Genomic DNA, 25,827 nt, shown 5'->3' with positions numbered 1-25,827 from the left:
TTTACAAACAGGCTTCCCGGATCAAATTCCGGAAAGCCCCGCCTTTAAAGCTTAACTTATTATAGTTGCATAAAAATGCATTGTCAAGTGCTTTTTCACGCTAAACTGTCAAATTACCAAAGTATTCCAGCCTATCTGCCGTCCCATAGAAGAGAAACGCTCTCCATGGTCTTGTCACGCAGCATCAGATCATTCACCGCGTCACGGGCAGACTTTCCTTCAAACAGCACCTGGTTGACTTCACTCACGATCGGCATGGGAACCTCGTACTTCTGAGCAAGCTTCAATCCCGCCTTCGCAGAATAGACGCCCTCCACCACCATCTGCACTTCATCCATAGCCGCCTGCATGGTGTAGCCTTTTCCGATCAGGATTCCGGCCCGGCGGTTCCTGCTGTGCATGCTGGCACAGGTAACGATCAGGTCCCCAATGCCGGACAGGCCGCAGAACGTCTCAAAGCTTCCGCCCATCTTGATGCCCAGACGTGCAATCTCATAGATACCACGGGTGATCAGGGCCGCCTTGGTATTGTCCCCGTAGCCCAGTCCGTCGGCGATACCGGCCGCCAGCGCCACTACGTTCTTTAACGCCCCGCCCAGCTCAATGCCTAAAATATCAGGGCTTGTATAGACGCGGAACACAGGGCTCATGAACAGGCTCTGGATATACTCTGCGGTCTTCTGGTCCTTCGCTCCCACCACACAGGTGGTCGGCAGCCCGCGGCTGACCTCCTCCGCATGGCTGGGGCCGGAAAGCACAGCCACATTGGCAAGAGGAAGCTCCTCGCTCAGGATATCAGAAAGCGTCATAAGCGTGGATTCCTCAATTCCCTTTGCCACGTTGACCACGATCTGCCCTGCTCTGCAAAAGGAACTCATCTTCACTGCCGTCTCCCGCACGTAGATGGACGGAACCGCTGTCACCAGCAGATCCTTGTCCGACATGGCGGTTTTTAAATCTGAGGTAAAGCCTGTCTCATCTGCCAGTGTAAGCTCCGGCAGGGTCTTTAGCTGTCTGGTGGTCTTTAAGGACTCTGTCTCCCGTTCAAACGCCGACCATACCGTAACCTGGTGCCCGTTATTATGTAGCAGCGCTGACAGCGCGATCCCCCAGCTTCCAGAACCGATGATACCGATATTTGCCATATCCGTCACTCCTTCTTCTTCGCTCCAAGCTTATTCTCCGTACCGCTCATAAGCCGTTTGATGTTGGCGTGGTGACGCCAGATCCCCATGCCTCCGATCAGCGCCGCCACAATATAAAATTCCGTCAAATGCTGCGTCCCGATGCCGTAATCCCCTCTGTGCCCCCAGAAAACCATGCCCAGGATGAATAAGATCATCACAAAAATGGAACCAAGGGAAACATATCTGGTCACTGCAACTGTCGTCACAAACACCACCAGGCAGATCAGGGTCAGACGCCAGTCTAAGGATACCAAAAGTCCCGCAGATGCCGCGATCCCCTTTCCGCCTTTAAAGCCCATAAAAAAGGGATAGTTGTGTCCAAGGATCACGCCAAAGCCGGTATACAGAAGATATACGTAGAGCATCTCCGGCTGGCTGCGGAATAAAAGCCTGGTCAGCAGGCAGGCAAGGATCATCTTGCCTGCGTCGCCGATGAACACGATCAGACCGGCCTTCTTTCCCATGACCCTCAGCACATTGGTGCTGCCGGAATTGCCGCTGCCGTAGTTTCGGATATCCATATGCTGGGATTTACTGTATAAATATCCGGTCTGGAACAGGCCGAACACATATCCCATGACAAGACAGAAAAGACGCGCCATTATTCCTCCTTCCCAGAACGCTCACGGACGATGAACTTCAGAGCAGTTCCTTTGAATCCGAACGAATCCCGAATCCGGTTCTCCAAATACCGGACATATGAGAAATGCATCAGTTCCTTGTCATTGACAAAGATCACAAAGGTCGGCGGCTTCACCGCAACCTGGGTCATATAGTAGAGCTTCAGCCTCTTGCCCTTGTCGGTGGGAGGCTGCTGCAGCGCCACGGCCTCCGTCATGATCTCGTTGAGCACCCCGGTGGCAACGCGCAGGGTTTGGTTCTCCCTCACCATGTCGATCATCTCGAACAGCTTGTTCATCCTCTGTCCGGTCACCGCCGAGATAAAGATCATCTCCGCATACTGCATAAAGGACAGGGTATCCTGGATCTTCTTTGTATACTCATAGATGGTCTTGTCATTCTTCTCAATGGCATCCCATTTGTTCACTGCCACGATAATGCCCTTGCCTCGGTCATGTGCAATGCCTGCGATCTTGGCATCCTGCTCCGTGACGCCCTCCTGTGCATCGATCACCAGGATCACCACGTCGGCACGCTCCACGGCAGAAACCGTGCGGATAATGCTGTACCGCTCCAAATCCTCCTTGATCTTGCTCTTGCGGCGAAGGCCCGCCGTATCGATGAACACATATTCCGTGCCGTTATAGACAACCTCCGTGTCGACTGCATCTCTTGTGGTCCCCGCAATATCCGAAACGATCACGCGGTTTTCGCCGATCAGCTTGTTGATGATGGAGGACTTGCCCACGTTGGGCTTGCCCACGATAGCGACGCGCGGGCGGTCATCCTCCGCCTCCTCCATCTGGTCCGCAGCAAAATGCTTCGTCACCTCATCCAGCAGATCACCGATCCCCAGACGGGAAGCCGCCGACACCGGGATCGGCTCTCCAATGCCCAGATTATAAAACTCATAAACATCGTTGCCGAACTTCTGGATACTGTCCACCTTGTTGACAGCCAGGACCACAGGCTTGCCGGACTTTCTCAGCATATCCGCCACCTTGGAATCAGAATCCACCAGCCCCTGGCGCACATCCACAATAAAGATGATCACATGCGCCGTATCAATAGCGATCTGCGCCTGTTCCCGCATCTGGGACAGTATGATATCCTTGCTGTCCGGCTCGATACCGCCGGTATCGATCAGGGTAAAATTCATATTCAGCCAGGTACAGTCCGCATAGATCCTGTCCCTGGTCACTCCGGGCGTATCCTTTACGATAGAAATAGTCTCCCCCGCCAGTACATTAAACAGGGTGGACTTTCCCACGTTGGGACGCCCAACAATCGCTACGATCGGTTTGCTCATATTATATCTCCTTTAATTCGTATCCTTCATATACGATATCTTCTTCTGTATCCCTGCGCAGGACGGCATTTACCAGATCCTGCCCGCTTGATTTTACAATATTCACCGGGACTTGTAAAGCTTTTTGCACTTCATCCCTGGTCACATCGTCCAAAAAGACCTCCTCGCCGCTGCGGAACATGCAGACGGGGAGCAAAAGCCGTTCCCCCAGCTCTCTCCCGGAAAGCTGCCTGATGATGTCCTGTCCTGTGATCAGTCCTGCCACTGTGATCATCTCTCCGAAAAAGTCGTTGCGGATCGCGTACAGATGAATCTTCTTCTGCGGACAGCGGGCCGTGATCTTCTCCAGCTGCTGCTTCAAATACGGATAAGCCAGTTCCCCCGTTGCAAGAGAAAGCTCCTCCGGTTCCATATCCCACGCCTTTTCCTGCTCCTGGGAAAGCACTTCAAGCGCCTCCGTCACCTCCGTATCCAGAAGCCTCAGCATCCCCACCCCGTTCTCAAGCTGGGGATACCCGTCGTACCGCTCCTCCTCCGGAAGCTCTCTTCCCGCCAGGATATAGAACTCATCGCTGGCATGGATGAAGTGGGTCCCATGCTCCGCAAATATCTTCTTCTGCCAGCCCTCGATGATCTCCAGAGCCGCGGCAGCGTCCTCCCGGCCAAACGGCTCTAAGGGATACAGCCCGTCGCGGAATTTGGAAAGTCCCACCGGCACTACAGATACGCTCTGCATATAAGGGAGATATTTCGTTAAGTCCCCGATCGTCCGGTCAAGCTCCGCTCCGTCATTGACCCCTTTGCAGAGAACGATCTGTCCGTTCATGGGGATCTCCGCCTCATAGAGGGTGTCGATCTTCTCCAGAGACTTTCCCGCAAACCGGTTATGCAGCATCTCGCACCGGAGCTCCGGGTTGGTGGTGTGCACCGAGATATTGATCGGCGCCAGCTTGAATTCAATGATGCGCCGGATATCATGATCCTTCATATTGGTAAGGGTGATATAGTTGCCCTGTAAAAAGGAAAGCCGGGAGTCGTCATCCTTAAAATACAGGGTATCCCGCATTCCCGGCGGCATCTGGTCGATAAAACAGAAAATGCACTTGTTGCTGCAGGATTTGTAATCGCTCATAAGCCCATTTTCAAAGGTCAGGCCCAGATCCTCATAATCATTCTCGATCTCCAGCTCCCACAGTTCCCCGTCTGCTTTTTCCACCAGCATGACCATGCTCTCGCTGTCTACATAGTACTCATAATCAAATATATCTTCCACTTCGTTGCCGTTGATCGTTAAAAGCCTGTCCCCCGGCTCCAGCTCCAGCTCCTCTGCAATAGAACCTGGATCAACGGCTTTGATGGCATGTCCTTTATTCTTCTTCATAGATTTTTCCTCTCGTATACTTCTCTTTATCATATCAATATTCCCGTTCTTTGTAAAGGAATCCACTTTTGTTTTTTTTTACAAAATATGACACTGCCTATTGACTGACCACTTTGCACAATGGTATAAATGAAAGTGGGTTTTACTGATTTTTAATGATTTCACAATTGAAGGAGTTTTCTGACATGGCAAACAATTATGTGTTTAATGATGTACTACCGGTTGCACCCTTAAAGATCGCTGCATTGGAAAGCTGCAGGGATCTGGCGCAGAAGGTCAACGACCACATTGTGGAGTTCCGTAAAAACGATACGGAGGAGTTGATCCGCCGCCAGAAGGATCTCAACTACCGCGGCTATGATGTGGATTCCTACCTGTTAAAGTGTACTTGCCCCCGCTTTGGAACCGGTGAGGCAAAGGGTATCATCAAAGAATCCGTCCGCGGCGCAGACCTTTTTGCCATGGTGGATGTTACCAACTACAGCATTCCCTATACGGTCTGCGGATATACGAACCACATGTCCCCGGACGACCATTTCCAGGATTTAAAACGCATCATCGGCGCTTCCATCGCTACCGCCCACCGGGTGAATGTGATCATGCCATTCTTATACGAAAGCCGCCAGCACAAACGCACCAAGCGGGAATCCCTCGACTGTGCCATGGCCTTGGAAGAGCTGGTCTCCATGGGCGTTTCCAATATTATCACCTTTGACGCCCACGACCCGCGGGTACAGAATGCGATCCCATTGAACGGCTTTGACAGCTTTATGCCGACTTATCAGTTTGTAAAAACACTGTTCCGCCATGACAGAAACTTAAAGATAGACAAGGACCACTTGATGATCATCAGCCCGGATGAGGGCGCCATGAACCGCGCCGTATACTTAGCGAACAACTTAGGCGTCGACATGGGCATGTTCTACAAACGCCGCGACTATTCCAGAGTCGTGGACGGCCGCAACCCGATCGTGGCCCACGAGTTCCTCGGTTCCTCCGTGGAAGGCAAGACCGTGCTGATCATCGACGACATGATCTCCTCCGGCGAGAGTATGTTAGACACCGCCCGCGAGTTAAAAGAACGGAAAGCGAAAAAAGTCATCATCTGCTGTACCTTCGGCCTGTTTACCAGCGGCCTTGACAAGTTCGATGACTTCTACCAGAAAGGCTATATCGACAGCGTGATCACCACCAACTTAAACTACCGCCCCCAGGCCCTGTTTGAGCGCGAGTGGTATCTGGAAGCAGATATGAGCAAATACTTAGCCGCCATCATCAATTCCTTTAACCACGACGTATCCATCGGGGCAGCCCTGTCCCCGACTGCAAAGATCCAGAAGCTGGTGAAACGGTATCAGGCGGATGGGTATGACTATTTTCAGACGATCGTATAAATAAAAGGTGGGCTATCGGCGGTTAGCTGATAGCCCATTTTTTGCACTTTTGTAATTTTTAACACCGACCTCCGCCGGCATATTTACCGGGGCAAATATCCAACACAACCCGCATAGGGCCTGCCATGGCATCCTCATGCTGACATAGCCATTTCTCGCCATGAAGACCCTCAACCGTATTACCGTCCTTGATAATATCGCCCTCACTATAGAGATATGCCGCCAGATTATGTAAAAAAGTTACAACTTCATTTGGCTCTATTCCCTTGCAATGACACTGTAGATCAGGCAGTCCAAGCGTTGTCAGTCCCAGCGTGTCAAACAGCATCTCATCACTATTAGCAATATTAAAAAAACGTACATGGAGTCCGCCATCCAGAAAGTGCAATGTAGGATCAGACCACCCCGGCGTCAAAAATACTTCACGCGGTACAAGGCGCTGGCTGTGCGGCCAATAAAGCGCAATGCAGTCTGGGAAAAGTTTTAATAATATATCTGCATAATCTGCCATAATGCCACACCGCTCTTTGACAGGAAGCATAGCTGCCAACATATTACTTGCCATAACAGAATATCTGCAGCGGTCAGCAAATTTACGGCGGTCATCTCCACAGTCCCAAAACTGCGCAACGATATTCTCATTCCATAAACCCCGGTCAAACTCATCAGCACCATATAGTATCAGTTCTGTAGGCGCCCATTTGTCATCTTTTTTATAGTAAGCCATATGATCCCACAACACTACGGTCAGCAGTTCTGAAGGACGTAAGGGCATCTGGGATGACGCCGCAAGCGGTTCGACTTTTCCAAATTCAGCTGACAATGCCTTGAGAAATGTCTCCAGTGAAGGCATGGCAGGTGGTTGCTCAAACAAAGGAACAATATAATACAATGAATTCCACTTGTTAACAAACATATCACTTCTTGTTTCTTCCATATCTCACACCTCGTTTATACAAAATAAAAAGCTTAATCCCAATATTTGAAATCATATCCATCTTCGGGTTCTCCGATTTCATATTCTAAAGCCACTGATAATTTCTCTTTCAATTTTAAATTTATGTCGTGTTTTATTTTTATCACCTCCTCAAATCCGGAGTTGGCGAGCTATTCTGTCCATTCATCGCCTTCGCTTCTGCAAATGAAGTCATAGTGCATACTCTCAAAATGGTCATGCGGATAGACCTCATCTTCCTGAGTTAAAATCAGTCCATTGCAATCCATCATTTCATCTATATAAGCAAGAGTATCGTGAATACCGCCTATTCTTGCCCTTTGAACCATTTTCGCCAACACTTCTTTTTGTTCCGGTGTCAATACAACAAGAAGTTGATTAATTGCTTTATTATCATCGAGATGCACTTAAAATCTACCCAACAAATTGGAAGGTTAGTCCCACCAACAATAATAAGCAGAATAGCTGCTGTTAAAAAGATTTACAACTGGAAATAAATTGCCGTTATCATCAACAACAAAATCTTGTAATAAATCGGTTTCTTCTCCAATATCACTTGGAAAAATATCTTTCGGCTCATTAAAAATTCGTCTTATCTCAAGAAGTGGCAATGTGCTAAAAATAATCAAGGTATCAGCATAAATAAACTCATCGCTATTATCCTTGTCAAGTCCGTAGACTTGCACAAAAATTTTTGCGGTTTCATCTGCGTTTAACAAGTTTTCGATTAAGGTAATATACTCTAGTTTCCCGTCAAGGCTTTCACAGGAGAAATCTGTGAATTTATCTGTTGGGTCTAAGTAATCTTTATAAGAAAACATGTAGTTACGTTCATAGTTTTTGTTAGCCTTATCAGATTTTAGCAAGGCTAAAATCGTTTCTTTTTGCTTTTGAAGCATATTGTATTCCCCCTTACAAATTGGAAATTGTAAGTGTCTCTGAAATCAATAGAGTGTATAAATTACTCGTAATACGTTCCCACAAGAAAGTCATTCACAACACGTTCAATCGATTTTTGAAGTAATTCTTCCAAAAGTTGGTGAGCGTTATCCTTATCTGCGAACTGGGCAGTTTTACATTGACAGGGACGATTTGCCCAAGCCCTGCCAAACTGTAAAGATGAAGTTACCTTTGTCAAGGTTTTTGCACGATGGATAATCGCATTATATTTAATATAACTAAGCGTTTTTGAAAGCTGTACATATTCATTCCAATTTACTATCTGCGTTATAATTTCCAAACGAGGGAGCAACCGGGAAAATTCCTGCTCTACTTGTGTTTTATATTCGCCTGCTTCATCTATTAAAAACACAGCTATTTTATCAAAGCGCACACCTTGTTGCGGGTCATATAATGGACACGCAAATTTTGACATAATAGATGAGAAACGCTTCATATCCGCTTGTTCCATCGAATAGCAGTCAAAGCGAACTGTTTGCGGAGTTGTTGAAATTTGAAACGATCCCGATCCGTTTTTCTCATAATTGTATGGGTCAAGTGAATTCCACTCTTGAAAAGTTGTTGATATTTCTTTTAAAATGTCCTCTATCGGTAGGACTTCTAAACCCTCGACTTCTTCATTATCGCAACAGGCATTTTGATACACAATCGCATTGTCCAAGTATATATCTTTTTTATATTTCCAAAAATTTAGGTCAACACTCATTTTCGTTTCACCCTCCATTCTCCTTCAAATTCCGATTTGTTTAACTCTCTGATAAAAGGGAGTTGTTCACTCTCCTTCTGGCTGTTGTCAGTAGTGAACCTTTAAAATGGCCGTATTCCTTTTGCCAAACTGAATTGTATGATTTCACCCGCCGCAGTTTCCTTATATGCCCTTTCCTCATGCATATAATCGACAATATCTTTTGACAAGACGAAACATCGTATCATAAGCTTCGTCCTGAATCGCCTTGCTTTCATATCTGGATATGGTTGCTTCTCCCCATCCAAGCAGTTTCGCCCAATCCACCTGGGATAAACCGTAGTTTTCCCGGATTGAGACTATCTCATCAGAAGACAACAGACCTTTCTTCACACGATATGCATTTCGAGCATTGAGCAGATTCTTATTCGTCATCGATCCGGATTCAAACTCAGCTTCGTCTTCATCCGCATTGGCACAAAAATAAAATTTCTCTTCATAAGCCACTTCTTCGCCTTTTACGGTCATTGTCGTATCACGTTTTCTTTCTTCTACTTCGTGTATTTTGTCACAAAGCGGACAGTTCATATGAATCTTTCTAATTAAAGTGCTGGCCTCCATCTATCTTCCCTCCTGGTTAACTATGCATATGGTGTGGAAAACTTTTCATCCTCACCCTTTTTCTTTTTCCTTATCAAGGTGATATCTGCATCTATATCAAAACCCCAACCAACCACGGCGCTAATCGACTCAATGGTTACATCTGGATTGGATAGAGATACTTTATATTGATGTAATAACTTCCAAAAAGAGGAAAGGAGATTTTCATTTCATTTTCTGCTAATTTCTATAACATAGAAATATATCCTTATTCTTTATTGTAGTAGACAACTTCCAAGTGAACAAAATCGCTGCGCGATGGACAACTAAGGCTGTGGCGCAGCGATTTTGTTCACTGGGAAGTTGTAGACTGCACCCTAATCGTCTATGCTTTCTTCGGACAAGGATTCAATAAAGTTCCGAAAACTCTCTGCAATACAACGGAAGCATCTATCCTCCAATTCTCCCAAATCCATATACACAATATAGACTCCTCCTTTCTCCAAATTGACACAAATCGGATTAGCTCCATAGTCATTAGCAAATGGAAAATAAGAGGTCATCAATGGGGATTTTTCTTTGAACAATAAATATTTTTCCTCCGCTGTTCCTATGGGAATGTCACAATAACGATGTTTTAACGGAAGAAAAACTTGAATCTCTATTTCAATATCTTCCTCTTCAAAATGGAAAAACGGCTTTGTAGGTATTCCACCATTATAGGACAGGTAGTGTTCTACAAAATCCTCTGGAAATGCAAATCCCAGATTTGTTTCGATTTCCGCTATATCTTCTCTTGTAAGTGCTTTACTCATTTTTTCAAACATATACAACTCCTCCGCAAAATCTAAGTTAATAGAACCGAAAATATGAGCCTATTAATCTACTCGACTTCAGAGACGCAAATATCTAGCTTTATTTTATAATTATTTCCATCTTTGCTACGGAAAATTAATTTATTTATTCCTTTAGGCAATTTCATTTCTATGTTGAAATCATCTTCCCATTCATAACCACCTAATGCAAAAGCTTTTTCATCACATTTCATAACTTCAAAGCTTTTTCCACCCTCGGTATTATAAACCAATTCAAATCCATTGAAAAATACATTTTTATCATGCTCTGCATTAGAAACACTTGCTTTAACTGAGACATTTATCTTAGTGTCCTCACTAATTTCTGTGTCTAGTACAACACAATCATTGTCACTATCTGTATATGTAGCCGTAATTTCTTGCAATATCTTAGATTGAGTTTCTAAATTCAAATCTGTGTCAGTCGGTTCATTATCTTTTAATTCCTCCTCCTTTTTGTTTTCTATACCGATATATTCAACTTTCTCTATATTTTCAATAGTTATGTTAAAATTAAAGCTGACATTACTCCCTCGAAACTCTAAACGTCCGTCTCCACTTTCCACTTGAAATTTTGCATCAATCTTTGCATTTTTATCTTTAGAGGAAGTAATTATACTTTCACCGTTTTCCCCTACATATACTATATCTATATTTCCAGATATTTTTTCAACTCTCCTTTAAGGCTAATCTCTGTATTTTCGGATGATGTAATATGTAAAAAAGAAAGCGTATCGGTCACATATGCTTTTCCAGATAGTGAGTAGTCATCTGTGCCGCCGGTAGCTGTCAAATTACTATAATATCCCCCATTTCTGGAATATTTATCACAACCAGTCATTAATAATATTAGCCCGATACAACACATGATAATACATCTTTTTTTCTTTTTCTCAAACATAGCAATTTTCCCCTTCAAATTTCCATTTTACCATTAATCCGCAGTGCAATTTCATTGAACCTAGCACCGTGGTTCTTTTTACCATTATACTCTATCCCAAAACCCAAGTCCACTGCATTGCATATAAATCCGGAACTCCCGCCCTTTCCATAAACATTGAAAGGGCTTTCTTTACATAGCTTAACACACTTGATTTTATCCACTTCATTCCGTATACTGATTACAATATAGATGACATCCATTCGATTTACTGCCAGGCAGAGTACAACAACTCTCAAAGATTCTAAAAGTCATGCAAAGACCGCAACCAAAATCAAGCGTCTTCTCTCTGGTTTCTATATAATAGATCCAGGGTGAGCGAAACGGGATAAAACGAGGTGAACGAAACATGTACGAATGGCACAAACAGATCCAGACCATCGTAGACGAGATTGACAGATGCATAAAAGACCACAACGATGAAGCACTGACACTGGGCTTTCTATCAAACAAACTGGGATATTCCGAATATTACACAACCAGGAAGTTCAAAGAGATCTCCGGCATATCCTTCCGTGACTACCTGCGGAACCGAAGACTGGCCTTTGCCTTAAAAGAGGTCCGCGACAGTCAAAGAAGCCTTTTAGACATCGCTTTAGATCACGGTTTTTCCTCACACGAGGCATTCACCAGAGCATTCAGAGGACTCTACGGGATCACGCCGGGCGAATACCGCAAAAATCCCCGGCCTGTCATACTCCGCACCAAAATAAACCCGTTCGACCGCTACTTTTTAGGACTAGGAGAGATCGGCATGATCAAATCAACAGAAGGCATCAACATTTATTTCATAACCATACCCGCCCACAAATTCCTGCACGTCAAAAACCGTGAAAGCAACGGATACTGGGATTTCTGGCAAAAGCAGAATCTCATTCCGGGACAGGACTACGAGACGATCTGCGGCCTGTTAGACAGCATCAAAGGCAAATTAGACGACGATGGAGGCAGCGAACCCAACTGCGGCAGCGGCCAGATCATGGCATACCTAAACGACCCCGAAGGCCGTCTCTGCGCCTGGGGCTATCCCCGCACCGAATGCTGGGGCGTCCGACTCCCCTCCCACTACAACGGCGAGATCCCCCCACAAATGCAGCTCATCGACATCCCCGAAGCCGACTACATCGTCTTCGAGCACGGCCCCTTCGACTACGACCAGGAAAACCGCAGCGTAGAAGAAAAGATCGAGCAGGCAATGTCAACCTTCGACTACACCTCCACCAACTACACCCTCGACACCACAACCCCCGACCGAATCATGTACTTCTACTACAACCCAACCCAATATTTCAAATACATCCGCCCCGTCGTAAAACGCTAAAATCAAACTTTGCTTTTGCTTTTCCGCTTTTCTCCCCAGCGGCAGCCAAGACGTAGTCCGGGAATGGCGGCAGGGAGTGGCGGGAACGAGTCCGGGGGCCTCTTGCGGAAGCCTGGAAGGACTTAGCTTCCGGCGGGGTCAAAACCGGGGACGCAGTCTGACGCACAACGTCAGGCTGCGAGGGGATCGGAGAAGCGAACTCATCAAGAGTTCGGTTCGACTATCCCCGGCGCCCCGGTTTTGGCCCTGCCGGAAGGTTAGTCCTTCCCGCCGACGACAAACAGCCCCCGGACCGTTCCCGCCACTCCCTGCCTCCATTCCCGGACGGCCCCCTTGCCTCCGCACTTTTACCGCAAAACAAAAAACGCCGCCAGATTCCCCCTCTCCTTCCCCATGGTCCTATGTGAAAACAGTCTCTCAGGATTGCAATGGGTACAGATATCCGTCGTATGGATATTCTCTTTCTTCACGCCGGCTTCCTCAAAAACAATCTGGTTCGCTCTCCACAGATCCAGCTGATACTTCCCATTTTCCTTCCGGTAAAACAGCTCCTCGTGATAACGCTCATCAAATTCCTTTGCAAATTCCTCCGTCACTTCGCCGCCCACCTCAAAACAGTCCTGGCAGATGCTTGGGCCAATACAGGCGGTCACATCCTCCGGTCTGGTGCCAAATGCCTGGCTCATGGCGTCTAAGGTTACGCGGCCCATGCGGTTTACCGTCCCTCTCCAACCGGAGTGAGACAGGCCGATGGCCCGGTGCACCGGGTCCAGCAGATACAGCGGCACGCAGTCTGCATAAAAGGTCACAAGGGTAATGCCGGGGACATCCGTGATCAAACCGTCCACGTCCCGGTAATCCCGCTCCCTCACCACGCCCTTTCCTGCATCCTCTTCTGTCACTCTGCGGATATTGGTGGTATGGGTCTGCCAGGAAAGCGCCATACGCTCTTTTTCCACGCCCAGAACCTCTGCCATCCTCTGGTAATTCTCCAACACATGGGCAGGATCATCCCCTGTGGTAAAAGCAAAATTCATGGTAGAGAATTTACCTTCGCTGACGCCGCCGATCCGGGTAGAAAAACTGTGATCGACCATCCCAGTCTCCTCCAGCGCCGGAAACGTCAGATAGCAGACACCATTCTTCTCATTTACCCGGATCTCCTGTCCGTCAGTTTTTCTTGACCAGTCTGTCATATGCTGCCTCCAAATCATATTCACTCAATTTCACTCAAATGCATTTTTGATCCAGCGGATCTCACTGCCCAAAATGCTGATAACGTCAAACCGGCATGGAGTGTCTTCTCCATACCGGTGGCTGTAAAGATAATACTGTGCAGTCCTGCGGATGTGCCGCTGTTTGTAATAATCAACCGCCTCCGCCGGATCACCTTTGACCGCATTCTTCCGGTATTTCACTTCCACAAATACCAGATATCTGCCGTCTCTGGCGATTAAATCGATCTCGCCCTCACGACTGTGGAAATTCTGTTCCAGGATCGTCAGACCCTGATTTTTTAAATATAAAGCAGCCTCCTGCTCATACCGGCTGCCTGTCTCTCGCTTGTTTTTGTGCGGCCGCTCTTCCTGAAGATTCTGCCGCTCTCGCAGCGGCTCTCCGCCGTTTTCACAATTTTGATATTCCAGTCCCATATACACCGCCCTATGGCCATTCTGGCTGTATGCCGTGCCATCACACAAAATTCTTGATAAAGCTCCGGCGATGGATCGGACACGGGCCAAATTCTTTGATTGCCGCTATATGCGCTGCCGTGCCATAACCCTTGTGCTTTGCAAAACCGTATTCCGGAAACAGTGCATCACACTCCATCATCATATGGTCCCTGGTCACCTTCGCCATGATACTGGCTGCCGCAATGGAAACGCTCTTGGCATCGCCCTTTACGATCGGCACCTGGTTTATAGAGACGCCGGGAATCGTCACCGCATCATTGAGCAGAAGATCTGGCGTCACGGAAAGCCCAGCTATGGCTCTGCGCATCGCCTCATAGGTCGCCTGAAGGATATTGATCTCATCGATCACATCCGGTCCGACGATACCCACGCTCCATGCAACGGCCTTCTCCTGGATCTCCACGAACAGCTCCTCACGGCGTTTTTCCGACAGCTTTTTTGAATCGTTTAAAAAAAGGATCTCACAGTCTGCCGGCAGGATCACAGCGCCCGCCGCCACAGGTCCCGCAAGCGGTCCCCTTCCCGCCTCGTCGATACCACAGATGGCATGGCAGGCGGCATAGGTGTATTCATATTCTTTCATCTGCTCCAGGCGCTGCCGCTCCGCAAGCATTTTTTCTTCACTTATCTTCCGCATCCCCGTATCTTCCTCCCGTCAGGCCTCGTCTGCCTTAGCTTCTGTCTTCTGCACCGGAGGAAATTCCAGGGTGATCCTCCCCAGCTTGCCGCTCCGGAAATCATCGATCACTATCGCAGCAGCCTTGCCGAGATCCGGCTCTCCGCCCTTCATCAGGCATCCCCTCACCTTGGCAATATGGGAGAGCATTCCGGCTGCATCTGCTTCAGCTGCGCGATCGGCTGAATACCGTTCCGCCAATACCCCCGGATAATGTTTCAGAAGGAATTTTAAAAGCTCCGTGGCAAGCTCGTCCCGGTTTAAGATCTCGTCATTGATGGAACCGATGAAAGCCAGCAAGATACCGACCCTCTGATCCTCGAATTTGGGCCACAGGATTCCCGGCGTATCCAGAAGCTCCAGCGTCTTGTTGAGCCGGATCCACTGGTTGCCCTTGGTCACGCCCGGTTTGTTGCCAGTCTTGGCGCAGGCTTTTCCGGCAAAAGAATTGATGAACGTGGATTTGCCCACATTGGGAATCCCCACCACCATGGCCCGGACCGGACGGTTTAAGATTCCCCGCCTTCTGTCCCGCTCGATTTTTTCTTTGCAGGCCTCCTGGACCACGCTGTTGATCTGCTTTAGGCCCGCGCCGCTCCTGGAATTGACCTTTACCACGTAAAAACCTTTTTCCTTGAACCATGCAGTCCATGCCTCGTTATATTTCTCACTGGCAAGATCTGACTTGTTTAAAAGGATCAGCCGCGCCTTGCCCTTTCCAAGCTCATCAATGTCCGGATTCCGGCTGGCCAGCGGCACGCGCGCATCCACCAGTTCAATGATCAGATCGATCAGCTTGATATCTTCCTTCATGGCACGTTTGGCTTTCGTCATATGTCCCGGATACCATTGTATATTCAAAAAAAGTCCTCCTAACTCTATCTGGACCGGATCAGGCCAAAATCGATCAACGGAGAGATCCGAAGCCATACCTTACCCAGTATCTGTTCCTCTTTTACATTTCCCACATTTGCAAAACGGCTGTCCTCACTGCTGTCACGGTTATCCCCCAGGAGGAAATACTCTTTTTCTCCCAGCTCTACAGGATTCTCCGCAAGGCCGGCCAGGGCCACCGTTTCCAAGTCTTTATCCTCAAGCTCAAGCAGTTCTCCGTTTAAGTAGAGCCGGCTGTCCTTGATCTGGACCACATCCCCGGGCACTCCGATGACCCGCTTGACATTGGTCTTTTTGTCCTCCCGCTCAAATACCACCACATCCATCCGGTCCGGTTTCCCGAACTCGTAGACCAGGCGGTTCATTAAGACCACATCCCCGGAATCAATAAGCGGCTGCATGGACTGTCCGTTCATGGTGACCTGCGTGCCGAAAAAGGTCAGGCAGAACCATGCAAAAGCCAGCGCTACTACAACATCCACAACCCATCCGGATATGCGCCGGATCAGGTTCGGTTCTTCATTCTGATAAAATTCCAAAAGTCCCACCCCATCCTTTTTAGATAAAAACTAAGGGACAATTTTCATTGTCCCCTGGTCTACGCAAATTATTTTACTAATTCTTTTACCTTGGCAGCCTTACCAACGCGGTCTCTCAAGTAGTTCAGTTTCGCACGTCTTACTTTACCTCTTCTGACAACTTCGATGTTGTCAACGAACGGGGAATGTACTGGCCAGGTCTTCTCTACGCCGATACCGTTGGAGTTCTTACGTACGGTGAAGGTCTCTCTTGCGCCGCCGTTCTGTCTCTTGATCACGGTTCCTTCAAATACCTGGATTCTCTCGCGGTTACCCTCTTTGATCTTGTTGTAGACCTTAACGGTATCGCCAACGTGGAATTCCGGTACGGAAGCCTTTAACTGAGCTGCTTCGATGTTCTTAATAATTTCGTTCATTTGTGTGAACCTCCTTCATATGTTTGATGTTCTATAATGCTTTCAAGGCAACAGAGGACCATCTCTTTTTCTAGTCACAACGGATAAATTCTACCATACTGATCTGCAAAATGCAAGCGGAATTTCTTATTTTTACCTATTTTTCACCTTCGACCGTTCCTCGTATAATGCTCGCATCTCTGCCAAATTCCCTTTACATAGCTTTAACAGCTCCCTGCTGTAGCCCCTTATGATTCCGGGGTAATACCTGCAAAGCCGCCAGATCCCATTTTCCGCCGCATCATCAAGATATCGTCCGGACCAGATCGGGCTCATTCCAACCTCACAGATATATTTTTCTCCGGACATCGTATACATGTAAATAGAATAAAAACGAAAAACCGGCATAAAAATATCGATTTTCTTATAGATCCAAAGGACGCTGGAAGACGGGAGCGCATGAACGCCTTGTCCATTTGTAAAAACCGTCATCTCAGGAAATGGGAAAAATCCGGATTTCCAATATTCTTCTGACGCATTCCGAAACTGGTCGAGGAATCCCTGCCGCTGCTGTACATCTAACGCTTCATATAATTTCCAGATGGACTCCCGCCCTTTCTTCCTTCTGGAATGTTCCATCAGAAAAATCAATGCAACCAGAAAACAGCAGAATGCCCCTATGCCCACTTTGATTTCCCATGATTCTGTAAAGACGAGAGCCACAATCAAGAGAAACGCCATCAATCCTAAAAGGCCATAGTAAAACTTCATGCTTTTAAATGCAAGTTTTTTTAGATATCCTTCAAACTCTTTTTCCATCTCTCATCCCCTCATTCTTCTGACGTTTCTTCTGGTCCCCGCTTCAGTTCCTCCAAAAACGCCGCTTCCTTCTTCGAAAGATTGGCTCCCTCCAACAGATCCGGCCTCCGCTCCAAGGTCCGCTTGATGGACTGTCTTCGCCGCCACTCCTCAATATTCTTGTGGTGTCCGGACAACAAAACCTCCGGTACCTGCATTCCCTCATAGACCTCCGGTCTGGTGTACTGAGGATATTCCAGCAGATTGTCATGGAAGGACTCGATCTCCGCAGACACATCATTGTTCAAAACCCCCGGCACCAGGCGGGAGATGCAGTCGATCATCACCATGGCCGGAAGCTCGCCTCCCGTCAGCACATAATCGCCGATAGACAGATAATCCGTCGCGATCAACTCTAACGCGCGCTCGTCGATCCCTTCATAATGTCCGCAGAGGAATACCAGATCTTCCTCTTTCGCCAGCTCCTCGGCGATCTTCTGGTTGAATACCCTTCCCTGAGGCGTCATATAGAGCACTCTTGGCCGCTTACCAAGCCTCTCACAGAGCGCCTCGTAGGCATCGCACACCGGAGCCGCCTGCATCACCATGCCTGCGCCGCCGCCATAAGGAGCGTCATCTACGTGACCGTGCTTCTCCTTTGTGTAATCCCGGATATTGACCGCCTCAATGGACAGCAGACCCTTATCCACAGCCCTCCCGATAATGCTGGTATTGAGACCGTCAAGCACCATATCCGGGAATAAGGTCAAAATATGATAATTCATCCCTGCTCCTCCTGACAATGTCGTTTGTCTGCTTTCGTTTCCCAGGCTTTGCTGTTACAGATCTAAAAGCCCGTCCATAATGTGTACAATGATCTCCTGCGCCTCCAAGTCCACCTTCAGGATACACTGTTTGATCGCCGGGAACAGGTACTCTTTCCCGTCCTTCCCATCGATCACATATACATCGTTGGCCCCGGTCTGGAGCACGTCCTTCAGGACACCGAACTCCTCCCCCTCGTCGGTCACGACCCTAAGGCCGATCAGATCCACGATAAAATTCTCATCCGGTCCCAGCTTCACGGCCTGGTCGCGTAAGATCAGCAGGTCCTTTCCCCTGTATTTTTCCACTTCATTTATATCGTTAAACTCCTTGAACTTCAGGATAGCCATGTTCTTGAAAAACTTAACGCCCTCAATGTTCAGCGTCATCTGCTCATGTCCGGTGTCCAGGATGACTGTTTTCAGTTTTTTAAAACGGTTTAAATCGTCTGTGGTGGGAAATACCTTGACCTCCCCCCTCACGCCGTGCGTGGAGGAGATCACCCCTACCCGCAATGTGTTTTCCATATCTTTTACCTCATCTATTTATTAACAGGAACAATGCAACATTTCCATGATACTCGTAACAAAAAAGACTGCCGCCGGAACTCATATTCCTGCGACAGCCCATCGTGGCTATTGAATATCAACAACAACCTTTTTCTCTTCTTTGGAAGCAGCCGCCTTGACTACAGAACGGATCGCTTTCGCAATGCGTCCCTGCTTGCCAATCACCTTGCCCATATCGGACGGTGCGACCTTCAGCTCAACGAAAGTTTCGCCATCCTTTTCTGTCTCGGTGACAACCACTTCATCGGGATTGTCAACTAATGCTCTCGCGATTACCTCAACTAATTCTTTCATAGCCATCACCTCTCACATTACTGGATGCCAGCGGTCTTCAAAAGCTTCGCTACGCGATCAGTTGGCTGAGCACCGGTTGCTAACCACTTCTTTGTTGCTTCCTCATCGAACTTGATGCCGCTCGGCTCCAGGTTCGGATCGTAAGTACCAACTTCCTCGATGAATCTGCCGTCTCTCGGGGAGCGGGAATCTGCAACTACGATTCTATAGAAAGGTTTTTTCTTAGCACCCATTCTTTTTAATCTCATCTTTACTGCCATGTCAATTTCACCTCCTTAACGTATACTGTAATTTTCAGGAAACGCTGTCCGCAGCTGCTGCATCCATGCGCTTCTCAAATTTATGAACAAATACAGAAATCTGTATTGTTACCAAAGATCAGAACGGCATCTTCATCTTGCCGAACATTCCGCCCAGGCCGCCGCGGCCTTTTTTGCCGCCCATCATACCCGGAAGCTGTTTCATCATCTTCTTCATCTGGTCAAACTGTTTGACGATGCGGTTGACCTCACTGATCTCCACACCGGCTCCCTTTGCGATCCGCTGTTTCCTGGAAGGATTTATGAGGCCGGGATTGGCCCGCTCCTCTTTTGTCATGGAAAGGATGATCGCCTCCACCCGGTCCATGGACTTTTCATCCACCTCCGGAATGCCGCCCTTCATCTGGGCCATGCCCGGCATCATGCTCATGATGCTGTTCATACCGCCCATCTTCTTGATCTGGCGCATCTGGTCCAGGAAATCGTTGTAGTCAAACTCTGCCTTGCGCAGCTTCTGGCTCATCTCCCTGGCCTTTTCCTCGTCCATCTCCATCTCGGCCTTCTCGATCAGGGTCAGGATATCACCCATGCCCAGGATCCTGGAGGCCATACGGTCCGGGTAAAACTGCTCAAGATCCGAGAGCTTCTCGCCCATACCAATATATAAAATCGGTTTTCCGGTCACTGCGCGGATGGAAAGCGCTGCGCCGCCCCGGGTGTCGCCGTCAAGCTTTGTGAGGATGACACCGTCGATACCGACTTTCTCCTGGAAATTCGATGCTACGTTGACTGCGTCCTGACCGGTCATGGCGTCCACCACCAGGATCGTCTGGTCCACATGGACAGCTCCCTTGATGTTGACTAACTCCTCCATCATGGTCTCATCCACATGGAGACGTCCCGCTGTATCCAGGATCACTACATTGTAGCCGTTCTTTGCCGCATGTTCCATGGCGGCCTTTGCTATATTGACCGGATTCTGGTTCTCTCCCATGGAGAATACCGGAACCCCCTGTTTGTCTCCGTTGATCTGCAACTGCTGGATCGCCGCCGGACGGTAAACGTCACAGGCAACCAGCACTGGTTTTCTGCCTTTCGCCTTCAGCTTGCCTGCGATCTTGGCCGTGGTGGTCGTCTTACCCGCGCCCTGGAGACCTGCCATCATGATGACGGTGATCTCATTGCCCGGCTTTAAGGCGATCTCCGTGGTATCGGAACCCATCAAACGGATCAGTTCCTCATGCACGATCTTGATGACCATCTGTCCAGGCTGCAGGGAACCAAGCACTTCCTCCCCTACGGCGCGCTCCTGAACGGAGCTTATGAACTGCTTTACCACCTTGAAGCTGACGTCCGCCTCTAACAGCGCCATCTTAACTTCCTTAAGCGCCGCCTTCACATCCGCCTCGCTTAAACGTCCCTTGCCGCGCAGGCTTTTAAATACATTCTGTAATTTATCAGATAAGCTCTCAAAAGCCATAGTCATCCTCCTGCCCGGTAGTTATTCCAATTCCATGATGTCACCGGAAATCTTCTCAATCTGACGTATCAGTTCCTCGTCTTTCGTCTCCCCAAACCGTTTGGTCAGCTTCTGTATCTCTTCAACCATGGCACGGGTCTGCTGGAACTTGCTGACCAAATGCAGCTTTTCCTCGTATCCGCCCAGAATCTTATCACACCGCTTGATCAAATCATGCACGCCCTGGCGGCTGATCCCCTGCTCCTCGGCAATCTCCCCGAGGGACATGTCATTGAACACCACATCTTCATAGATCGTCCTCTGATGTTCCGTCAGCAGTTCTCCGTAAAAATCATATAAAAGACTCTGTTTTACAATGCTTTCCATAACATCACCCTGGCTATCATACCGGAAAACGAAGAAGGTGTCAAGTGTTTTTTCTTGACACCCTGAAATTTTATTTTTTTAGTCTGTAATCTCACTGATTTTTAAAGATTTTCCAGGTATCCGCCTGTTTCAGTGCATGAACAATTTTAAGATATGCGGCATATTTCTGTTCATAGATCTGCCTGTATTCCAGCCTTGGCATAACTCGGTTTGTAATCTGTACTGTCCGCCTGACAGCATCACTATAATCTTTATAGATGCCCGCTGCTATACCTGCTGCAATTGCAGCCCCCTGCGCTCCTAACTCTTTATCCGAAATGGTTTCCACTGGTATCTGAAACGCATCTGCAAAAATCTGCACCCAAACGCTGGAATTGGCAGCCCCTCCAGCCAGACGAAGAGAGCAGGGCGTTTCATGATTTAAAAGTAACTTCTTTACATGAGTCATATGAGAAAAGACAATCCCTTCGTACACTGCCCGCAGCATATGCTTTTTAGTATGATAAGCGGTCAATCCTATAAAAGTCCCCTTTGCCAACGGGTCCTCGTTGGAACCATTTAAAAATGGCAGAAAAATCAAGCTGCTGTCCTCAGGGGCAATTGAGTCCACCCACTCATTTGTAAGCGCATAGACAGAATCCCCCTGCTCCTCTGCTTCCTTTTTTTCATACCCCATAAGATTATGAATGAACCATTCCATATTACCAGCAGAAGTAGGGCTGCTTTCTTCTATGAGAAAGTATCCTGGTATACAAAACATGGAATTTAAGGCTACTGAACCATCTATAATCGGCTTTTTCGAGATAAATTCATTTATGCTCCAGGTTCCAGCAATCATACATATATGATTTTCGTTCACAAGACCTGACGCAATGCCGCAGGCATCTACATCAAACATGCCTGCTGCCACAGGAATTCCCTCTGGCAAAAGAGTTTCTTTACTGGCTTTTTTTGTCACATGACCACAAATATCTGAAGAATGGCGCAGTGGAGGAAGTTTTTTATAGGCTTCTTCAATTCCAAGCATCTCTAAAATCTCTCTGTCATAGGAACCTGTACTGAGGTTTACTAGATTTGAACCGGAAAAATCTGTATACTCTCCAAAAGCCTCATCTGTAAGCTTGTACCGGATATAATCTTTTACAGAAAAAATATAACGGGTTTTCTCAAGCACTTCTGGTTTGTGATCCTTAAGCCATGCAAGGAGCGCTACGGGCTGCATCACCAGAATCTCCTGACAGGTTTTTGGATATATCTTTTGGTTCGTGCCATCCGCGTACCATTTGTCAATATATTCCCAGGCTCTGCTATCTGTAGACAAAATTCCATTATAAACTGGACGTCCATCCTTTCCGGTCAGGTAGAGACCTTTGCCATGACCAGAAAAAGAAACGCCTGCAATATTCTTCGGATCAATTCCACTTTGTTGAATTGCTTCCCGCACAGCCTTGACGTTAACCTGCCACAGTTGCTCCATATCACGTTCCATATAGCCTGGCTTAGGGGTTATCATTATTGTACCTGCACTGGCAACCGAAACCTGATTTCCATCCTCATCGAAAACCGCTGCTTTTGAAAACGTTCCACCATTATCGATTCCAACCAAATATCTCATTCAGGTCCCCTCTCTATCTCCACTTTTCCGCCATCGCCTGTGGATCAGGGCCTACCCGAAGATCCCGGTTTAAGCTGTCAATAATCCGCATATCCTCTTCTTCAAGTTCAAAATCAAAAACCTGCAGATTTTGCTCAATTCGTTCTTTATGTACCGATTTCGGAATCACAACTACCTGACGCTGAATGTCCCATCGAATAACGATCTGAGCTGGGGATTTTTCATACTTTCCTGCCAATCCAAGAATGGTTTCATCCTCAAGAAGATTTCCGCCTGTACCACCCAGAGGACTCCAAACCTCACAAACTATGCCCCTGTTTTGACAGTAGTCCAGCAGCTCCTTCTGAACCAGATAGGGATGACTCTCAATCTGATTGATCATAGGCTGAATTCGGGCTGATCTGTAAAGTTCCTCTAAATGCGAGATATTAAAATTACTGACACCAATAACTTTGATTCTGCCTTCATCGTAAAGCTTTTCAAGTTCTTCCCACGCCTCCTTAAAGCCATCTACTGGCCAGTGGAGCAGATACGAATCCAGGTAATCCGTTCCCAGGCGTTCAAGACTCTCTGAAAAAGCCTCCCTGGTCCGGCGAGCTTTGATATCCGCATTCCATACCTTGGAACAGAGAAAAATATCTTTTCTGGGAACACCGCTTCGCCTAATTCCTTCACCTACACTTTCCTCATTATGGTAGATCATAGCAGTGTCAATACTCCGATACCCCGCTTCTATAGCCCATCTCACCGCATTAACCGTTTCTTCCCCGCCGGAACTTTTAAACACCCCCAGTCCGATCACCGGAATTTTCAGACCATTACTGATTGTTATGGCACCATTTACATCTATTTTATTTTCCATATGCTGTACTCCCTTTCTTTTTTTGAACATTCTCCTGAATTTACCAACAATATTTTCTGTAACAATCAGTAATCCCGAGGTGCACTCGTACCTCTGCTGAAATACTTCTGAAGAATGTATTCACTGTCACCATCGTAAAAAATATCCCCCTGCTCCTTTACCCATTTATGTAGCTTTGCATCCAGTTCTTTTACAAGAGACAAGTGCTTTTCAGAAAAGATCAGATTTTTTGTTTCATAAGGATCCAGAACCAAATCATACAGCTCATTTAAATCCTCCTTGTTTACCGTGTATTTATAACGCCCGGTCACCATAGACTTAGCCACATTTCTATGGAGATGGCCGTAAGTCTCACTGACAAAGAAGTCTCTTTTTTCATGAAAACCACTCTTTTCCAACTTCAGCAGATCAATACCGTCAGGACTATAATCAAAGGACAAACCAGCTGCTGCCAGCAGGGTGACCGGCACATCCATGTTGCTCACCAGAGCATCTGTCACCTGCCCCGGTTTTATGACCCCCGAATAACACATAGCCATAGGAATCCGCATAACCTCTTCCACCATATAGCTTGCTTTGTCAAATTTGCCTCCCTGACAGGCAATAGCATCCCCATGATCTGCCGTCCAGATAATCAGAGTATTCTCATCAAGTCCCAGTTCTTTCAGTTTCTTAAGTACCAGTCCCACTGCATCATCGATCATCGTAGAATGAGCATAACACCGAGACAGAAGCAATTGCCAGTCCTTCCATGGAATGGGATTCGGATAAATCAGGTTCTGATCTGCATCGGCGATCCCCAGATTATGCTCTTTACGATAACAGCATGGTTTATCCAGTTGAGGAGAATCAAAAGTAGGATACATGGGAATATCCTCAGGTGGATACATGTCTGCATATTCCCGGGTGACAAAATAAGGATCATGTGGTCCCCAAAAATCCAGTCGCAGAGAAAAGGGAGCGTCCGAATCAGATTTTTTAATCTCTTCCAGTTTTGCACACACCATATCCGCCAGAAAAAATGCCTCATGCGTCTCCTTTGGCGTTAACAGGATCCCCGACGCCTGCTCATTCGACCACTCTTTATCCTGTATGTAGTCCTTCCCTGGTATCAGGTCCAGTCTCCATGGATCCATTGTACACTCGATCCGGATCCTGGGTTCCGGTAATTGCTTTTCATTCAGATAAGCTTTATACTCCGGTGTAAGATATGGGTTTCCATAAGAAGGATAACAATATCCCTCACATCCATGATCATGAGCTGTCCCCATACCTGCATGCCACTTTCCATAGTAATAATTCCGATACCCGTTGTCGCTCAAAATCTGCAGATAAGTCCGATCCGAGAAAGGAACATTCACATCGTTTAAAACTTCCCCATGATGATGAGAGTAAAGTCCGGTCAAAACCGTTCTGCGTGTGGGTCCACACAGAGGATTTGCCGAATACGCCTGTGTAAATTCTACGCCTCCGCATGCAAATTCCTCATAGTTTTTTCGTATAATCCTGGGTCCAAAATCCCAGCCATGTCTATAAAATATCTGGTGATCCACCATAATATATAAAAGATTCGGTTTTTTCATAGTCTCTCCTTTTTCCTTACCACCATTTAATCTGCGATGTAATGTAATTACGCAGTCTGACAAATTCTGGATCATTTACATTTCTCGGATGCGGCAGATCGATGGACACATCTTCCTTGACCCTGGCCGGTTTATTGGTAAGGATCAATACCCGTTCAGCCAGATATACAGCTTCCTCAATGTTATGAGTGATAAAAACCACAGTCTTTTTATACTCTTTCCAGATACGGATCACCTCATCTTCCAGATAAAAGCGAGTCTTCACATCCATCTGTCCATAAGGCTCATCCATCAGCAGCAGATCCGGATTCATAGCAAAGGCTCTTCCAATAACAATCTTTTGTTCTGTGCTGGTTGACAGTTCTCCCGGAAACGATTTCCTATACTTTTCCAATCCCATCAGTTCTATAATGTGATCTGTCTGCTCCTTGATATAAGCTTCATTTTTGTTTTTTGCCCGCAGACCATAGGCAATATTTTTCTCTACCGTAAGCCAGGGAAAAGCTGATGGTTCCTGGAATATGAAAGAGAGATTGTGCTTCTGGGGACTGGCTTTTTCCCCATCAATAAGCACCACACCTGAAGTAGGTTCCAGAAGGCTGGAAAGCATGTTTAAAAATGTGGTCTTTCCGCATCCCGTTGGTCCCACCACACACACAAACTCTCCATCATATATATGAAAATTGCAATTTTCAATAACCTTTAAGTCCCCAAAACTCTTACAGAGATTTTCTACCTTTACTTTTATATTTCTTTCCATAACGCGCTCC

General features: G+C 47.1%; 31 protein-coding genes. 2 read left to right on the top strand and 29 right to left on the bottom strand.

Annotated features, from left to right (window positions below; all coding sequences use genetic code 11):
- Positions 1 to 131 precede the first annotated feature (131 nt).
- The 4 genes from AB1I67_RS14510 to AB1I67_RS14495 are packed head-to-tail and all read right to left on the bottom strand — an operon-like array spanning position 132 to position 4,498.
- A complete protein-coding gene (locus AB1I67_RS14510) occupies positions 132 to 1,145 on the bottom strand; it encodes an NAD(P)H-dependent glycerol-3-phosphate dehydrogenase (protein ID WP_367030581.1) in 1,014 nt (337 codons plus the stop codon).
- Between the two features lie 5 nt (positions 1,146 to 1,150).
- A complete protein-coding gene (plsY, locus tag AB1I67_RS14505) occupies positions 1,151 to 1,789 on the bottom strand; it encodes a glycerol-3-phosphate 1-O-acyltransferase PlsY (protein WP_367030580.1) in 639 nt (212 codons plus the stop codon).
- On the bottom strand, positions 1,789 to 3,117 hold the full coding sequence (gene der / locus AB1I67_RS14500) for a ribosome biogenesis GTPase Der (RefSeq protein ID WP_367030579.1): 1,329 nt from the start codon (positions 3,115 to 3,117) through the stop codon (positions 1,789 to 1,791). The genes plsY and der overlap by 1 nt, the downstream gene beginning before the upstream one ends.
- 1 nt (position 3,118) lies before the next feature.
- The gene (locus AB1I67_RS14495) at positions 3,119 to 4,498 is read right to left on the bottom strand and encodes a DUF512 domain-containing protein (RefSeq protein WP_367030578.1); all 1,380 of its coding nucleotides are present in this window, start codon (positions 4,496 to 4,498) and stop codon (positions 3,119 to 3,121) included.
- A 185-nt stretch (positions 4,499 to 4,683) separates the two neighbouring features.
- Here AB1I67_RS14495 and AB1I67_RS14490 point away from each other — a divergent pair, with 185 nt between their 5' ends.
- Positions 4,684 to 5,892, top strand: a complete 1,209-nt coding sequence (locus AB1I67_RS14490) for a ribose-phosphate pyrophosphokinase (protein ID WP_367030577.1) — start codon at positions 4,684 to 4,686, stop codon at positions 5,890 to 5,892.
- A gap of 58 nt (positions 5,893 to 5,950) precedes the next feature.
- On the opposite strand, the gene AB1I67_RS14485 is transcribed toward AB1I67_RS14490, so the two are convergent.
- The 8 genes from AB1I67_RS14485 to AB1I67_RS14450 form a co-directional block, all read right to left on the bottom strand.
- On the bottom strand, positions 5,951 to 6,829 hold the full coding sequence (locus tag AB1I67_RS14485) for a DUF4261 domain-containing protein (RefSeq protein ID WP_367030576.1): 879 nt from the start codon (positions 6,827 to 6,829) through the stop codon (positions 5,951 to 5,953).
- Positions 6,830 to 6,999: 170 nt separating this feature from the next.
- Entirely contained in the window at positions 7,000 to 7,254 is a 255-nt protein-coding gene (locus AB1I67_RS14480; RefSeq protein ID WP_367030575.1) for a DUF6547 family protein, read from the bottom strand.
- A gap of 27 nt (positions 7,255 to 7,281) precedes the next feature.
- On the bottom strand, positions 7,282 to 7,746 hold the full coding sequence (locus AB1I67_RS14475; RefSeq protein WP_367030574.1) for a hypothetical protein: 465 nt from the start codon (positions 7,744 to 7,746) through the stop codon (positions 7,282 to 7,284).
- Positions 7,747 to 7,808: 62 nt separating this feature from the next.
- Positions 7,809 to 8,513 (bottom strand): hypothetical protein, encoded by a 705-nt coding sequence (locus AB1I67_RS14470; RefSeq protein ID WP_367030573.1) that lies wholly within the window; start codon positions 8,511 to 8,513, stop codon positions 7,809 to 7,811.
- Between the two features lie 177 nt (positions 8,514 to 8,690).
- The gene (locus AB1I67_RS14465) at positions 8,691 to 9,113 is read right to left on the bottom strand and encodes a type II TA system antitoxin MqsA family protein (RefSeq protein WP_367030572.1); all 423 of its coding nucleotides are present in this window, start codon (positions 9,111 to 9,113) and stop codon (positions 8,691 to 8,693) included.
- A 356-nt stretch (positions 9,114 to 9,469) separates the two neighbouring features.
- Positions 9,470 to 9,919 (bottom strand): SMI1/KNR4 family protein, encoded by a 450-nt coding sequence (locus tag AB1I67_RS14460; RefSeq protein ID WP_367030571.1) that lies wholly within the window; start codon positions 9,917 to 9,919, stop codon positions 9,470 to 9,472.
- A 56-nt stretch (positions 9,920 to 9,975) separates the two neighbouring features.
- Positions 9,976 to 10,512, bottom strand: coding sequence for a hypothetical protein (locus AB1I67_RS14455; protein WP_367030570.1), 537 nt, complete (start codon positions 10,510 to 10,512; stop codon positions 9,976 to 9,978).
- Positions 10,513 to 10,595: 83 nt separating this feature from the next.
- Entirely contained in the window at positions 10,596 to 10,847 is a 252-nt protein-coding gene (locus tag AB1I67_RS14450) for a hypothetical protein (RefSeq protein ID WP_367030569.1), read from the bottom strand.
- Between the two features lie 388 nt (positions 10,848 to 11,235).
- On the opposite strand from AB1I67_RS14450, the gene AB1I67_RS14445 reads away from it, so the two are divergent.
- A complete protein-coding gene (locus tag AB1I67_RS14445; RefSeq protein WP_367030568.1) occupies positions 11,236 to 12,207 on the top strand; it encodes a helix-turn-helix transcriptional regulator in 972 nt (323 codons plus the stop codon).
- A gap of 347 nt (positions 12,208 to 12,554) precedes the next feature.
- Here AB1I67_RS14445 and pgeF read toward each other — a convergent pair whose 3' ends face one another.
- The 17 genes from pgeF to AB1I67_RS14360 form a co-directional block, all read right to left on the bottom strand.
- A complete protein-coding gene (pgeF, locus tag AB1I67_RS14440; RefSeq protein WP_367030567.1) occupies positions 12,555 to 13,403 on the bottom strand; it encodes a peptidoglycan editing factor PgeF in 849 nt (282 codons plus the stop codon).
- Between the two features lie 30 nt (positions 13,404 to 13,433).
- Positions 13,434 to 13,859: a YraN family protein gene (locus tag AB1I67_RS14435; protein ID WP_367030566.1), complete on the bottom strand. Its 426-nt coding sequence runs from the start codon at positions 13,857 to 13,859 to the stop codon at positions 13,434 to 13,436.
- 40 nt (positions 13,860 to 13,899) lie between these two features.
- On the bottom strand, positions 13,900 to 14,538 hold the full coding sequence (locus AB1I67_RS14430) for a ribonuclease HII (RefSeq protein ID WP_367030565.1): 639 nt from the start codon (positions 14,536 to 14,538) through the stop codon (positions 13,900 to 13,902).
- An 18-nt stretch (positions 14,539 to 14,556) separates the two neighbouring features.
- Positions 14,557 to 15,438, bottom strand: coding sequence for a ribosome biogenesis GTPase YlqF (gene ylqF, locus AB1I67_RS14425; RefSeq protein ID WP_367030564.1), 882 nt, complete (start codon positions 15,436 to 15,438; stop codon positions 14,557 to 14,559).
- A 17-nt stretch (positions 15,439 to 15,455) separates the two neighbouring features.
- Complete coding sequence (gene lepB, locus AB1I67_RS14420) at positions 15,456 to 16,010, bottom strand: signal peptidase I (RefSeq protein ID WP_367030563.1); 555 nt, start codon at positions 16,008 to 16,010, stop codon at positions 15,456 to 15,458.
- Positions 16,011 to 16,078: 68 nt separating this feature from the next.
- Positions 16,079 to 16,426, bottom strand: coding sequence for a 50S ribosomal protein L19 (gene rplS / locus AB1I67_RS14415; RefSeq protein WP_367030562.1), 348 nt, complete (start codon positions 16,424 to 16,426; stop codon positions 16,079 to 16,081).
- A 132-nt stretch (positions 16,427 to 16,558) separates the two neighbouring features.
- Positions 16,559 to 17,224 carry a hypothetical protein gene (locus AB1I67_RS14410; protein WP_367030561.1) on the bottom strand — a complete coding sequence of 222 codons (666 nt, stop codon included), beginning with the start codon at positions 17,222 to 17,224 and terminating at the stop codon, positions 16,559 to 16,561.
- Positions 17,225 to 17,235: 11 nt separating this feature from the next.
- Positions 17,236 to 17,988, bottom strand: coding sequence for a tRNA (guanosine(37)-N1)-methyltransferase TrmD (gene trmD / locus AB1I67_RS14405; protein ID WP_367030560.1), 753 nt, complete (start codon positions 17,986 to 17,988; stop codon positions 17,236 to 17,238).
- A gap of 54 nt (positions 17,989 to 18,042) precedes the next feature.
- Positions 18,043 to 18,555 (bottom strand): ribosome maturation factor RimM, encoded by a 513-nt coding sequence (rimM, locus tag AB1I67_RS14400; RefSeq protein WP_367030559.1) that lies wholly within the window; start codon positions 18,553 to 18,555, stop codon positions 18,043 to 18,045.
- A 108-nt stretch (positions 18,556 to 18,663) separates the two neighbouring features.
- Positions 18,664 to 18,891, bottom strand: coding sequence for a KH domain-containing protein (locus tag AB1I67_RS14395; RefSeq protein WP_367030558.1), 228 nt, complete (start codon positions 18,889 to 18,891; stop codon positions 18,664 to 18,666).
- Positions 18,892 to 18,908: 17 nt separating this feature from the next.
- The gene (rpsP, locus tag AB1I67_RS14390; protein WP_367030557.1) at positions 18,909 to 19,151 is read right to left on the bottom strand and encodes a 30S ribosomal protein S16; all 243 of its coding nucleotides are present in this window, start codon (positions 19,149 to 19,151) and stop codon (positions 18,909 to 18,911) included.
- Between the two features lie 118 nt (positions 19,152 to 19,269).
- On the bottom strand, positions 19,270 to 20,631 hold the full coding sequence (ffh, locus tag AB1I67_RS14385) for a signal recognition particle protein (protein ID WP_367030556.1): 1,362 nt from the start codon (positions 20,629 to 20,631) through the stop codon (positions 19,270 to 19,272).
- Between the two features lie 21 nt (positions 20,632 to 20,652).
- Positions 20,653 to 20,997, bottom strand: coding sequence for a YlxM family DNA-binding protein (gene ylxM, locus AB1I67_RS14380; RefSeq protein WP_367030555.1), 345 nt, complete (start codon positions 20,995 to 20,997; stop codon positions 20,653 to 20,655).
- 91 nt (positions 20,998 to 21,088) lie between these two features.
- A complete protein-coding gene (locus tag AB1I67_RS14375; protein WP_367030554.1) occupies positions 21,089 to 22,612 on the bottom strand; it encodes an FGGY-family carbohydrate kinase in 1,524 nt (507 codons plus the stop codon).
- A gap of 13 nt (positions 22,613 to 22,625) precedes the next feature.
- Positions 22,626 to 23,474, bottom strand: coding sequence for an aldo/keto reductase (locus AB1I67_RS14370; protein WP_367030553.1), 849 nt, complete (start codon positions 23,472 to 23,474; stop codon positions 22,626 to 22,628).
- Positions 23,475 to 23,539: 65 nt separating this feature from the next.
- On the bottom strand, positions 23,540 to 25,057 hold the full coding sequence (locus AB1I67_RS14365; RefSeq protein WP_367030552.1) for a sulfatase-like hydrolase/transferase: 1,518 nt from the start codon (positions 25,055 to 25,057) through the stop codon (positions 23,540 to 23,542).
- A gap of 16 nt (positions 25,058 to 25,073) precedes the next feature.
- Positions 25,074 to 25,817 carry an ABC transporter ATP-binding protein gene (locus tag AB1I67_RS14360; RefSeq protein ID WP_367030551.1) on the bottom strand — a complete coding sequence of 248 codons (744 nt, stop codon included), beginning with the start codon at positions 25,815 to 25,817 and terminating at the stop codon, positions 25,074 to 25,076.
- Between the last annotated feature and the right edge of the window lie 10 nt (positions 25,818 to 25,827).

Origin of the sequence: Clostridium sp. AN503, assembly GCF_040719375.1 — a bacterium.
In the GTDB taxonomy this organism is placed as follows: Bacteria; Bacillota; Clostridia; order Lachnospirales; family Lachnospiraceae; genus Brotaphodocola.
Note: the sequence above shows the minus strand (reverse complement) of the source record. Positions and strands in the feature narration are given on the sequence as shown.